The 11,900-nt window shown below is 61.5% G+C and carries 10 protein-coding genes and 3 pseudogenes; 5 read left to right on the forward strand and 8 right to left on the reverse strand.

Features of this window, described 5'->3' with window-relative positions:
• Positions 1-83: 83 nt before the first annotated feature.
• Both hemB and BSF40_RS31130 read right to left on the reverse strand, forming a co-directional pair.
• Positions 84-1,058 (reverse strand): porphobilinogen synthase, encoded by a 975-nt coding sequence (gene hemB, locus BSF40_RS31125; RefSeq protein ID WP_095968253.1) that lies wholly within the window; start codon positions 1,056-1,058, stop codon positions 84-86.
• Between the two features lie 138 nt (positions 1,059-1,196).
• Entirely contained in the window at positions 1,197-1,907 is a 711-nt protein-coding gene (locus tag BSF40_RS31130) for a glutathione S-transferase family protein (RefSeq protein ID WP_015094216.1), read from the reverse strand.
• A 368-nt stretch (positions 1,908-2,275) separates the two neighbouring features.
• Between BSF40_RS31130 and BSF40_RS31135 the strand changes: the two genes are divergently transcribed.
• Positions 2,276-2,947, forward strand: coding sequence for a histidine phosphatase family protein (locus tag BSF40_RS31135; RefSeq protein ID WP_095968254.1), 672 nt, complete (start codon positions 2,276-2,278; stop codon positions 2,945-2,947).
• Between the two features lie 100 nt (positions 2,948-3,047).
• Here BSF40_RS31135 and mnmH read toward each other — a convergent pair whose 3' ends face one another.
• Both mnmH and selD read right to left on the reverse strand, forming a co-directional pair.
• Positions 3,048-4,151, reverse strand: a complete 1,104-nt coding sequence (mnmH, locus tag BSF40_RS31140; protein ID WP_095968255.1) for a tRNA 2-selenouridine(34) synthase MnmH — start codon at positions 4,149-4,151, stop codon at positions 3,048-3,050.
• On the reverse strand, positions 4,151-5,185 hold the full coding sequence (gene selD, locus BSF40_RS31145; RefSeq protein ID WP_015094213.1) for a selenide, water dikinase SelD: 1,035 nt from the start codon (positions 5,183-5,185) through the stop codon (positions 4,151-4,153). The genes mnmH and selD overlap by 1 nt, the downstream gene beginning before the upstream one ends.
• Before the next feature lie 189 nt (positions 5,186-5,374).
• Here selD and BSF40_RS31150 point away from each other — a divergent pair, with 189 nt between their 5' ends.
• Complete coding sequence (locus BSF40_RS31150) at positions 5,375-5,602, forward strand: DUF6555 family protein (protein WP_095968256.1); 228 nt, start codon at positions 5,375-5,377, stop codon at positions 5,600-5,602.
• Between the two features lie 33 nt (positions 5,603-5,635).
• Entirely contained in the window at positions 5,636-5,914 is a 279-nt protein-coding gene (locus BSF40_RS31155; protein ID WP_095968257.1) for a hypothetical protein, read from the forward strand.
• 32 nt (positions 5,915-5,946) lie between these two features.
• On the opposite strand, the gene BSF40_RS31160 is transcribed toward BSF40_RS31155, so the two are convergent.
• From BSF40_RS31160 to BSF40_RS31170, 4 genes and pseudogenes are all read right to left on the reverse strand, one after another.
• Positions 5,947-6,111, reverse strand: a complete 165-nt coding sequence (locus BSF40_RS31160) for a metallothionein (protein WP_015094211.1) — start codon at positions 6,109-6,111, stop codon at positions 5,947-5,949.
• 115 nt (positions 6,112-6,226) lie between these two features.
• Positions 6,227-7,048 carry a methyl-accepting chemotaxis protein gene (locus BSF40_RS33670; protein ID WP_371321776.1) on the reverse strand — a complete coding sequence of 274 codons (822 nt, stop codon included), beginning with the start codon at positions 7,046-7,048 and terminating at the stop codon, positions 6,227-6,229.
• Between the two features lie 36 nt (positions 7,049-7,084).
• Positions 7,085-7,909, reverse strand: a pseudogene (locus tag BSF40_RS33675) (cache domain-containing protein); the annotation flags it as partial.
• Positions 7,910-8,108: 199 nt separating this feature from the next.
• On the reverse strand, positions 8,109-9,425 hold the full coding sequence (locus BSF40_RS31170) for a Na+/H+ antiporter family protein (protein ID WP_095968259.1): 1,317 nt from the start codon (positions 9,423-9,425) through the stop codon (positions 8,109-8,111).
• 459 nt (positions 9,426-9,884) lie between these two features.
• Between BSF40_RS31170 and BSF40_RS33680 the strand changes: the two are divergent.
• Positions 9,885-10,955, forward strand: a pseudogene (locus tag BSF40_RS33680) (HAMP domain-containing protein); the annotation flags it as partial.
• Between the two features lie 264 nt (positions 10,956-11,219).
• A pseudogene (locus BSF40_RS33685) lies at positions 11,220-11,813 on the forward strand (methyl-accepting chemotaxis protein); the annotation flags it as partial.
• Between the last annotated feature and the right edge of the window lie 87 nt (positions 11,814-11,900).

Consider the following 11,900-nt stretch of genomic DNA (forward strand, 5'->3'; position numbering starts at 1 on the left):
GCGGAGTGTCAGTCAATACATTTGTCACTGACACTCCGCCTTCGCGAGCAAGCCCGCTCCCACAGGGGGGAATGTGTCGGGTTTCAGATCCCGGCCAACGCCAGGTCCATCGCAAAATAGGTAAAGATCAGGTCTGCCCCGGCACGCTTGATCGCCCCCAGGCTCTCGCGCACCACGCGGTCTTCATCGATGGCCCCGGCCTGGGCGGCAAACTTGATCATCGCGTATTCACCGCTCACCTGATACGCCGACAGCGGCAGGCGCGAGGCTTCGCGAATGTCGCGGATGATGTCCAGGTACGCACCGGCCGGCTTGACCATCAGCGCATCGGCGCCTTCCTGTTCGTCGAGCAACGACTCGCGCACCGCTTCGCGGCGGTTCATCGGGTTCATCTGGTAGCATTTGCGGTCGCCCTTGAGCGCACTGCCGCCCGCCTCGCGGAACGGACCATAGAGCGCCGAGGCGAACTTGGTCGAATAGGCCATGATCGCCGTCTGGGTAAACCCGGCGTCATCGAGGGCCCGGCGGATCGCCTGGACCTGCCCGTCCATGGCCGCCGACGGGGCGATCACATCGGCACCGGCTCGGGCCGCCGCGACGGCTTGCCTGCCGAGGTTGATCAGGGTCTGGTCGTTGTCGACTTCATGGTTGTGCAGCACGCCGCAATGGCCGTGGTCGGTGTATTCGCAAAAACAGGTGTCGGACATCACGATCATGTCCGGCACCGCGTCCTTGGCGATGCGCGACATGCGCGAAACCAGGCCGTCGTCGCGCCAGGTGTCGCTACCGCTGCTGTCCAGATGATGGGACACACCGAAGGTCATCACCGACTTGATCCCGGCACGGGCGTAGCGCTCGATCTCGCCGGCCAGCTTCGACTCGGGAATGCGCATCACCCCGGGCATGCTTTTGATCGGCACAAAGTCGTCGATTTCTTCTTCGACGAAAATCGGCAGCACCAGGTCGTTCAGGCTGAACTCGGTCTCCTGGAACAGGCTGCGCAGACTCGCATTGCGGCGCAGACGGCGTGGGCGTGCTTCGGGGAACTGGCTGGACATGGGAATTCCTGAATTTCAGAGGACAAGATGTAGGAGCGAGCCCGCTCGCGATGGTCGTTAACGATAACGCGCATTGTCTGAATGACCGCGTTGCCCTTACGTTTTTCGCGAGCAAGCTCGCTCCTACAGGGGATGGTTTCAACCCGCGACCGGGCTTGGAATCTGCAACCCGCGCACCACCGCCGGCCGTGCCAGGAAGCGCTCCAGCACCCGTGTGACGTTAGGGAAGTTCTGAATGCCCACCAGATCGCCGGCTTCATAGAAACCGATCAGGTTGCGCACCCACGGGAAAGTGGCGATGTCGGCGATGGTGTAGCGCTCGCCCATGATCCAGTCGCGCCCTTGGAGCCTGCCGTCGAGCACCTTGAGCAAGCGCTTGCTCTCCTCGACATAGCGATCACGGGGACGCTTGTCTTCGTAGTCCTTGCCGGCGAATTTGTTGAAGAACCCGAGCTGGCCGAACATCGGGCCAATGCCGCCCATCTGGAACATCAGCCATTGAATCGTTTCGTAGCGCGCGGCCGATTCCTGGGCCAGCAGTTGCCCGCTCTTGTCGGCCAGGTAGATCAGAATCGCTCCCGACTCGAACAGCGCCAGCGGCTTGTCGTCCGGACCGTGGGGGTCGAGGATCGCCGGGATTTTGTTGTTGGGGTTCAACGACAGGAATTCCGGGGACATCTGGTCATTGGTGTCGAAGCCTACCCGGTGAGGCTCATACGGCAGGCCAATCTCTTCGAGCATGATCGAGACCTTGACGCCGTTGGGGGTCGGCAAGGAGTACAGCTGAATCCACTCCGGGTATTGGGCAGGCCATTTGCGGGTGATAGGGAAGGCGGACAAATCGGTCATGGGCAGGATCCACGAAGACATTGAGAGTGACGATCATAATGGAGATATCGGCTCAGCGACCCCTTGGAGCCATCAATCTCGCTGATAGAGGAGATCAAAAGAGATCACGACGGTTTCACCACCATCAGGTGTAACCTGTCCATAAATCCGCAACATCCTGTCGATAACCTTCACTGCAATCCGCCAAAGGTTACCGGTACATTGCTGCGCTCTTGGCCGGAATCGAACCAAATGGGTTCAGGGGACTCTGAGCACCACCCCTTTGAAAACGGACCGGCTTCAACGACATGGAACACACCCGACGCTGGAAAGTCGTGGTGTAAAGGTTTGTCAGCCTTAACCGAATTGCGCTGAAGAACCTTTTATTCATGAATTTGTTCAATATTGCCAAACGTTTTAAACATCGCGCCTACCTGCTGTTGCCCGTCTTGCTGGCGGTCAGCGCGGTGTTCCTGTTGCTGGAATCCGGCCTGAGTCGCGCCCAACCGATGGATGGCACCCAGACGCTGGTCTTCCTGCGCCACGGAGAAAAACCCGACGGCGGCCTCGGCCAGCTCAATTGCCAGGGGCTGAACCGCGCCATCGACCTGTCCACGTTGCTGCCGGAAAAGTTCGGCAAGGCCGACTACGTGTTTGCGGCGAACCCGACCCGTAACGTCGAGGAAGGCGAGTTCGACAATTCCTACAGCTACATCCGTCCCCTGATGACCATCAGCCCCAGCGCCATCAAGCTGGGCCTGCCGGTGAACATCAATTTCTCCGCCAATGACACCAGCGACCTGGCCAATGAACTGCTTCACGACAAGTATCACAACTCGGTCATCTACACCGCCTGGTCGCACGGCTACCTGCCGGAGCTGATCAACAAGGTGGCCGGCGACGCCACCGGCAAGAAAACGACCATCACCGATGACTGGGAATCCAGCGACTACGACTCGCTGTATGTGCTCACCCTGACCTGGCACAACGGCAAGGCCAGTTTGCAGAGCCATGTGTACAAGCAAGGCCTGGATAACGGCGCCGAAACCTGCCCGACCTGAGGCATGCGTTGTCTGAGCTGGCCCCTTCGCGAGCAAGCCCGCTCCCACACTGAACCCTGTGGGAGCGGGCTTGCTCGCGAAGAGGCCGGCAAAAACACCCTCAACCTTTCTGGCTGCCCCGCTCGCGCAAATACTCGAGAACCGCCCCCCGCTCCCCGGCAAACTCGATCCGCGTACCTTTCTTCTCCCGCTGGAACGCGTACATCGGATCGTAATACTCGCTCAGCAACCCTTCGATCCAGCCCCGGTGCAGATCCACCGCGCCACTGCGGGCCTGCTCCGCCAACGCCTCTTCCATCAAATCCAGCATGCGCCGATGACGTTCGCCGCCCAGGCGTTTCTGCACATTGTTCAGGCTCGCCAGCAACCGTTCGGAAAACAGTGCGAAGCCATCATCGCCATGCACGTCGATGAATTCGGCGCACAGATCCACCACGTAATCGCGCAGGATCCGCTCGACCCGACCTTCCAGGCTATCTTCCAGCCAGACCATCGGGAACTGCTGCATGCCCTGGTACAGCGGCAACGGCAACGCGCAACTGCCCACCGCACGACTTTCGTCTTCCAATACGAACTGCTCGATACCCCGGGCGCGTTTTTTCAGCACATCCACGGCCAGGCGGTTTTCGAAGTCGATGTTCGAAGGCTGGCCGGTGGCGCGCTTGCCGAAACTGGAGCCGCGGTGGTTGGCATGACCTTCAAGGTCCACGCTGTTGCCCAGTTGCGTGAGCACCTCGGTTTTGCCGGTACCGGTCATCCCGCCCAGCAGGACGAAATCGCACTGGGCAACCGCTTGATCGAGGGTGTCCAGCAGGAAGGTACGCATGGCCTTGTAGCCGCCGCCCACCCGTGGATAGTCGATGCCGGCCTCGTCCTTGAGCCATTGCTGGACAATCTGCGAGCGCAGGCCGCCGCGAAAGCAATACAGCAGGCCATCCGGATGCGCCCGGGCAAAGTCGGCCCAGGCCTGGATGCGTTCGGCCTTGACCGCGCCCGATACCAGTTGATGCCCGAGCACGATGGCCGCCTGCTGGCCGTGCTGCTTGTAGCACGTGCCGACCCGCTGGCGTTCATGGTCATTCATCAACGGCAGGTTGATCACACCGGGAAACGAACCCTTGTTGAATTCAACCGGCGCGCGCGCGTCCATCATGGGCCGGTCGTTGAGGAAGATGTCGCGGTAATCGGTGCAGTCGACGAACATCAAAACACCTCGACTGCGTTGCCCTGTCGCTCGACCAGTTCACCGATCGGCTCCAGGCTCAGGCCCAGTTCGGCGGCCACGGCAAGAAACTGCTCGTTGCCTTGCGGTGTTACGGCAATCAGCAGGCCGCCGCTGGTCTGCGGGTCGCAGAGCACACGTTTGTGCAACTCCTGAAGGCGTCCGAGCTTGCTGGCGTAGCTGTCGAAATTGCGCAGCGTACCGCCCGGTACGCAACCCTGTTCGAGGTAATACTCGACACCCGGCAGACGCGGTACTCGGTCATATTCAATGCGCGCCGTGAGCTGACTGCCGTCGGCCATTTCCACCAGGTGCCCGAGCAGGCCGAAACCGGTGACGTCGGTCATCGCGGTCACGCCATCGAGCTTGCCGAAACGGCTGCCGGGCTTGTTCAGGGTGCACATCCAGTCCCGGGCCAGGCCGATGTCGGCATGGCGCAACTTGCCCTTTTTCTCGGCCGTCGTAAGGATGCCGATGCCCAGGGGCTTGGTGAGATAGAGCAGGCAACCGGCGGTGGCGGTGTCGTTGCGCTTCATGTGGCGCTTTTCCACCAGGCCGGTGACGGCCAGGCCAAAGATCGGCTCGGGTGCGTCGATGGAGTGTCCGCCTGCCAGCGGGATACCCGCTGCGTCGCACACCGAACGGCCACCGCGGATCACTTCCCGGGCGATTTCCGGCGCCAGCACGTTCACCGGCCAGCCCAGGATCGCAATCGCCATCAAGGGATCGCCGCCCATGGCGTAGATGTCGCTGATGGCATTGGTGGCGGCAATTCGGCCGAAATCGAAGGGATCGTCGACGATCGGCATGAAAAAGTCGGTGGTCGAGACCACACCGCGTTCTTCATCGATGGCATACACCGCCGCGTCGTCACGCGAGGCGTTGCCGACCCAGAGTTTCGGGTCGAGATTCTGTGCCCCGCTGCCGGCCAGGATCACTTCCAGCACCTGGGGGGAAATTTTGCAACCGCATCCGGCGCCGTGACTGTATTGGGTCAGGCGAATCGGCTCGCTCATAGGGTCACCTCTTGGAGTCTAGGTAACCAATCCTACAGCAAACGCGCCTTTTTCTTTGTAGGAGATACGCTGGTGGATACTGGCCACTGTGGGTTATGGCAACAGGATCAGCCGGCATCCGACAATCCGAGTGAATTTTCCTGATGGCACGCGATCCTTTTATGTACAACAGGGAGGAACCGGGGCTTTATGAACAGTGCAAAATTATTCGTCATCGAGTACACACTCCATGGCACTGCGAAATCATTCATTATCCGACTGGAAAAAATGGATAACGCAGAAGCCTGGCATTGGGCCAGCTGTGACGCGGGGGTGGGGCGAATTCCCCGATTTGGACGCGAGAAGGTGCAAAAGACCAGCAAGCCGATGGCTGAAAAATTCGGCGTGGAAAACGTCAAGTGGCGGCCGGCGAACTGATCACTGGCAACCGTCACGTTCGGGGGAAGCGATATGAGTGTGACATCCGTCTACAGCCCTGCGCAGCTGGACTATGGCCTGGACACGCAGGCCGGCCGCATCACCAAAAGCGCCAAGTGCCGGATCGGACTGGAAGCGGTCGAAAATGATCCGTTTTGCTTTGCCGTACGCGTCCCGGCGCCACTGCCGGAAGACCTGGAGCAAGCCAGGACCCTGGTGCTGTGGGTCGAAGGGCGGCGCTTGCAGGGCACCGTTCGCCACAGCGAACGCCTGGAGGACGACAGCCTCAGGCTGGAAGTGGAGCCGGACTAGGCTCCACTTTTTACAGCTTGTCGTGAATGCCGTCAGCCATGGGAGCACTTGCAGCCTTTATGAGCGCACTCCTCGCCGTGCTCATGGTGTTTGGCGCAGGCTTCACAGCAATAATGCTTGCCGTGACGGGCAATCGGATGTTCACCGAGTTTGCAGGAACATTTCGGACAATCGCAGATACTTTCACGGTCAATCATGGGTCTGACTCCTCTTGTGTGGTCGTCAGTGCTCAGATGCACACCGTAAGTGTAGGAGCTGCCGCAGGCTGCGATCTTTTGTGGCGAGCAAGCTCGCTCGCCACAAAAGCTTTAATCAGATACGGAACTGCCCGACCAGGCTGCCCAGGCGCTGACCGAGCTCGGCCAGGCTGCGGGAAGTCTGCGCGCCGAGCTGGGTTTCGTCGGCGACGTTGTCCACCGCCACGGCAATCTGATGCACGCTGCGGTTGATCTCTTCGGCCACGGCGGTCTGTTCTTCAGCGGCGCTGGCGATCTGCGCGTTCATCGAATTGATGGTCGCGATCAACTGGGCCATGGTGTCCAGCGAAGCCCCCGCCTCGTTGGCCTGGGCCGAGGTACCGTCGCCCGCCTCGCTGGAGCGACGCATCGCCTCCACCGCCGACTGGGTGCCGGCCTGCAGGCGGTCGATCATGCCCTGGATTTCCTGGGTGCTGATTTGCGTGCGGCTGGCCAGCGCCCGCACTTCATCGGCCACCACCGCAAAACCGCGCCCGGCCTCGCCGGCGCGGGCGGCTTCGATGGCCGCGTTGAGCGCCAGCAGGTTGGTCTGATCGGCAATCGAGCGGATCACCCCCAGCACGCTGACAATCGATGACACGTCTTTTTGCAGGCTGTCCAGGGACACGCCGCTGCTGCGGATGTCGTCCACCAGCGCATGGATCTTCTCGATGCTGCCGGCCACCACCCGCTTGGCCGCCTGGCCTTCTTCATCCGTCTGTTGGGCTGCCACCGCGGCGTTCTGCGCGCTCTTGGCCACTTCCTGGGCCGCCGCCGACATTTCGTTGATCGCCGTGGCCACCTGATCGGTCTCATGGCGCTGACGCTCCATGGCCTGGTCCGAGCGATTGGCCTGGTCGGACACCTGATTCACCAGTCCGGTCAGTTGCGAGGTCATTTCGCTGATCTGACGCACCAGGCCATGGATCTTGTCGACGAACCGGTTGAACGAGCCGGCCAGTTCGCCGAGTTCATCCTGACTGGTGATGGTCAGGCGGCGGGTCAGATCACCCTCGCCCGCCGCGATGTCGTCGAGGTTGGCTTTCATCAAGTGCAGCGGACGCAGCATGGTGTTGGCCAGCAACATCCCGGCAGCGGCGATCACCAGCAACACCACGAGCGCCACCCCGACGATGCTCAGCACCATGCCTTGCATGCGCTCCTGGACCTTGTCCTGGACCACCGCCACTTGTGCTTCGATGCCGTCGAGGTTGACCGAGGTGCCCACCGCCATGTCCCACTTGGGCAGGTATTCGGTGTAGCCGAGCTTGGGCACCAGCACCTGGGTGTTGCCGGGCAATGGCGAGCTGTATTGCAGGTAGTGCGTACCGTCCCTGGCCACTTTCACCAGGTCGCGGTTGACGTAGACACCGTTCGGGTCGCGATTGTCCTTGAAACTCTGGCCTACGCCTTCGGGGCTGTTGGCCTTGAACAGGCGCACGGTGTTGGAGTCGTAGCCAAAGAAGTAGCCGTCCTTGCCATAGGTGATGCTCGACAGCAGCTTGATCACCTGGGCCCGCGCCGCCTCGTCGCCGGGGGCGGCTGCGTCATACAGCGGTTTGATCGCGGTCATGGCCACGGCCACGTAGCTTTGCAGGGTCGCCTTGGCATCGCTGAGCAGGCGCTCTCGGGTCTGCTCGACTTCCTTGCGGGCCTGCTCCTGAAGAATGAACAGCGTGGTCAGGCTGATGACCAGCGCAAACAGCAGCACCGGGAGGACGGCAAGGGACAGGACTTTGGCCTTGAGGCTCATGCGCATGACGTTCACTCTTTTGTTTTTGTTGGCGTGGTTAAAAGCTTTAACGGCATGCCAGGTCAAAAGTTGAACGCGGTCATCAGGTCCGCAGAAGATCCCTGTGGGAGCGAGCTTGCTCGCGATAGCGGTCTGTCAGGCAACTTGATGCTGAATGTGCCGCCGTCATCGCGAGCAAGCTCGCTCCCACAGGGTAAGTGGTGTTTTACAGAATCATCGCCGCCACCCAGCCAAACGCCAGCAGCGGCAGGTTGTAGTGCAGGAAGGTCGGGACCACGGTGTCCCAGATGTGATGGTGCTGGCCGTCGATGTTCAGGCCGGAGGTCGGGCCGAGGGTCGAGTCCGAGGCCGGCGAACCGGCATCGCCCAGGGCACCGGCCGTGCCGACGATGCACACGATCGCCAACGGGCTGAAGCCCAGTTGCACGCACAGCGGCACGAAGATCGCCGCCAGAATCGGCACGGTGGAGAACGACGAGCCGATGCCCATGGTCACCAGCAACCCCACCAGCAACATCAGCAAGGCGCCAATGCCTTTGCTGTGATCGATGTACGACGCCGACGACTCGACCAGCGTCTGCACTTGACCGGTGGCCTTCATCACTTCGGCAAAACCCGAGGCGGCGATCATGATGAAACCGATCATCGCCATCATTTTCATGCCTTCGGTGAACAGGTCATCGGTGTCGCGCCATTTGACGATGCCCGACACCGAGAAAATCAGGAAGCCGACCAGTGCACCGATAATCATCGAATCGAGCAGCAACTGAATGATGAACGCCGCGGCGATGGCCACCCCGGCCACCATCAGGCTCAGCGGGTTGTATTGCACCGCCACTTGCTCGACTTGCTCGATTTTCGCCAGGTCGTAGACCCGCTTCTTGCGGTAGCTGACAAACGCGATCAGCAGGCCCGCCACCATGCCCAGCGCCGGAATGCCCATGGCGTGGGTCACATTGACGCCGCTGATGTCCACACCGCTGCGGGCGACGTTGGCCAGCAGGATCTCATTGAGGAAGATATTGCCGAAGCCCACCGGCAGGAACATGTAGGGCGTGATCAAGCCGAAGGTCATGACACAGGCGATCAGTCGACGGTCCAGTTGCAGCTTGGTCAGCACATACAGAAGCGGCGGCACCAGCAACGGAATAAACGCGATATGGATCGGCAGGATGTTCTGCGAGGCGATGGCCACGACCCAGAGCAGGCCAATCAGCAGCCATTTGACCTGACCGCCGCCGCTGGCGTGCTGACGATCGACCATCGCCAGCGCCTTGTCGGCCAGCGCATGGGCCATGCCGGATTTGGCAATGGCCACGGCAAAGGCACCGAGCAAGGCGTAGGACAACGCCACCGTCGCCCCGCCACCCAGGCCGCTGTTGAAAGCCTTGAGCGTCGCCTCGATGCCCAGGCCTCCGGTCAGACCACCTACCAGCGCACCGACGATCAGGGCGATCACCACATGCACGCGGGACAGGCTGAGCACCAGCATGATGCCGACCGCGGCAATGACTGCATTCATTTCGAAACCTCGTGACAAACGGAAAGAGTCCGGCCGGCAGTCTGCGTGAGCCGCCAGCGGATAACAGGAATGGGTTTTATTAGAGGGCGCGCACTTTGAATGAAGCAGCGGCAAGCTGCAAGCCTCAAGCCGCAAGCTTTTGTGTTTTCGGCTTGCAGCTTGAAGCTTGTCGCTCAAGAAAGCTGCTTTTATGCCGCTACAGTGCAAAGTCTCAGATATTTATCGAATAAGGACGCCTCCATGTCGCTCAGACAACCTTCCATTCAATGGAAAATCACCCTGCTGGCCGGGCTGTGCCTGGCGGGCATCGTGACCCTGCTGGTGGGTCTTTCGCTATACCGCATGGAGCACAGCTCCGAGCTGGTGAAAGCCTCGAGCATGGAGATGCTGACCGAATCGGCCCAGGCCCGGATCGAGTCCCAGGGCGAGAACCAGGCACTGGGGATTCGCCAGCAGTTCATGGACGCCTATCAGTACGGCCACGGTTTCTCCCGGCAGGTGCTGTTTTTGCGCGAGCAGGCCGAAAAGCGCTTCCTCGATGCCTTCGACCTGCGCGAAGACCTGACCCGCCAGGTCAAGTCGGCCCTGCAGGCCAATCCGGACCTGCTTGGCCTGTCCCTGGTGTTCGAACCCAACGGGCTGGACGGCAAGGACGAACTGTTCACCGGCCAGGCGGAACTGGGCAGCAACGACAAGGGCCGTTTCGCCCTCTACTGGTCGCAGCCGACGCCGGGCAAGCTAACGTCCATGGCGCTGCCGGAAAAGGACATGGCCGACACCAGCACCGGCCCCAGCGGCGAAGCGGCCAACGCCTGGTTCACCTGCCCGCGCACCACGCTCAAGCCGTGCGTGATCGAACCCTACTTCTATGAGATCGACGGCCAGAACGTGCTGATGACCAGCATCGTTTTCCCGCTGATGGTCAATGGCAAGGTGATCGCCTCGCTGTCGGTGGACATCAACCTCAACAGCCTGCAAGCGGTCAGCCTGGGGGCCAGCAAGAAACTCTACGACGGCCAGACCAGTGTCAGCATCATCAGCCCGGCGGGCCTGCTCGCCGGCTACAGCCCGGACGCCAGCAAACTCAGCCAGCGCCTGGATGCCGTGGACAAGGCCAGCGGTACCGAACTGCTGCGCATGCTGGCCGCCAGCAGAAAAACCGCCAGCCTGCACAGCCATCAGCAATTGAAAGTGCTGGCCCCCTTCCAGCCGATTCCCGGCGGCAAGTCCTGGGGCGTACTGCTCGACGTGCCGGAGAACGTCCTGGTCGGCCCCGCCGAAGCCCTGAAAAAGCAACTCGATGACAGCAACACCGCCGGCACACTGGTCGAACTCGGCCTGGGCGTGCTCGCCGCGCTGCTGGGCCTGGTGCTGGTGTGGCTGATGGCCCGCAGCGTGACCCGACCGATTCTCGGCGTGGCGCACATGCTCGAGGACATCGCCAGTGGCGAAGGTGACCTGACCCGTCGCCTGGCCTACGACAAGAAAGATGAACTGGGCCAGTTGGCCGGCTGGTTCAACCGTTTCCTCGACAAGCTGCAGCCGATCATTGCCGAAGTGAAACGCTCGGTGCAGGACGCCCGCAGCACCGCCGACCAGTCGTCCGCCATCGCCACCCAGACCAGCGCCGGCATGGAGCAGCAATATCGACAGGTGGATCAGGTTGCCACCGCCTCCCACGAAATGAGCGCCACCGCCCAGGACGTCGCCCGCAGCGCCGCGCAAGCGGCACACGCCGCCCGCGATGCCGATCAGGCGACCCGTCAGGGCCTGACCGTAATCGACCGCACCACTGCCAGCATCGACAACCTCGCCGCCGACATGAGCGCGGCCATGGTTCAGGTCGAAGGCCTGGCAGCCAACAGCGAAAAAATCGGCACGGTGCTGGAAGTGATCCGCGCGATTGCCGAGCAGACCAACCTGCTGGCCCTCAACGCGGCGATCGAAGCGGCCCGTGCCGGTGAGGCCGGGCGCGGTTTTGCCGTGGTCGCCGATGAGGTGCGCAACCTGGCGCGGCGTACCCAGGAGTCTGTGGAGGAAACCCGTCTGGTGATCGAACAACTGCAAAGCGGCACCCAGGACGTGGTGGGTTCGATGAACAACAGTCATCGCCAGGCCCAGGGCAGTGTCGAGCAGGTTGGCCAGGCTGTGACCGCGCTGCGCCAGATAGGCGACGCGGTGACCGTGATCAACGACATGAACATGCAGATCGCCAGTGCCGCCGAAGAGCAAAGCGCGGTGGCCGAGGAGATCAACAACAACGTGGCGACCATTCGCGACGTGACCGAGTCGCTGTCGGGCCAGGCCAATGAGTCGGCACGGGTCAGCCAGTCGCTCAACAGCCTGGCGAACCAGCAGCAGAGTCTGATGGACCAGTTCCGCGTTTAAGCCTTGCAAAATCCCCATGTGGGAGCGGGCTTGCTCGCGAAGGCGGTGTGTCATTCGAAATTTACGTCGACTGACACACCGCCTTCG

Source organism: Pseudomonas sp. ACN5, from assembly GCF_002303975.1.
GTDB classification, from domain to species: Bacteria; Pseudomonadota; Gammaproteobacteria; order Pseudomonadales; family Pseudomonadaceae; genus Aquipseudomonas; species Aquipseudomonas laurylsulfatiphila.

Excerpts from the sequence above, each read along its gene's own strand:
- hemB (WP_095968253.1), bottom strand. The coding sequence starts at position 1,058 with ATGTCCAGCCAGTTCCCCGAAGCACGCCCACGCCGTCTGCGCCGCAAT.
- BSF40_RS31130 (WP_015094216.1), bottom strand. The coding sequence starts at position 1,907 with ATGACCGATTTGTCCGCCTTCCCTATCACCCGCAAATGGCCTGCCCAA.
- BSF40_RS31135 (WP_095968254.1), top strand. The coding sequence starts at position 2,276 with ATGAATTTGTTCAATATTGCCAAACGTTTTAAACATCGCGCCTACCTG.
- mnmH (WP_095968255.1), bottom strand. The coding sequence starts at position 4,151 with ATGTTCGTCGACTGCACCGATTACCGCGACATCTTCCTCAACGACCGG.
- selD (WP_015094213.1), bottom strand. The coding sequence starts at position 5,185 with ATGAGCGAGCCGATTCGCCTGACCCAATACAGTCACGGCGCCGGATGC.
- BSF40_RS31150 (WP_095968256.1), top strand. The coding sequence starts at position 5,375 with ATGAACAGTGCAAAATTATTCGTCATCGAGTACACACTCCATGGCACT.
- BSF40_RS31155 (WP_095968257.1), top strand. The coding sequence starts at position 5,636 with ATGAGTGTGACATCCGTCTACAGCCCTGCGCAGCTGGACTATGGCCTG.
- BSF40_RS31160 (WP_015094211.1), bottom strand. The coding sequence starts at position 6,111 with ATGATTGACCGTGAAAGTATCTGCGATTGTCCGAAATGTTCCTGCAAA.
- BSF40_RS33670 (WP_371321776.1), bottom strand. The coding sequence starts at position 7,048 with ATGACCTCGCAACTGACCGGACTGGTGAATCAGGTGTCCGACCAGGCC.
- BSF40_RS31170 (WP_095968259.1), bottom strand. The coding sequence starts at position 9,425 with ATGAATGCAGTCATTGCCGCGGTCGGCATCATGCTGGTGCTCAGCCTG.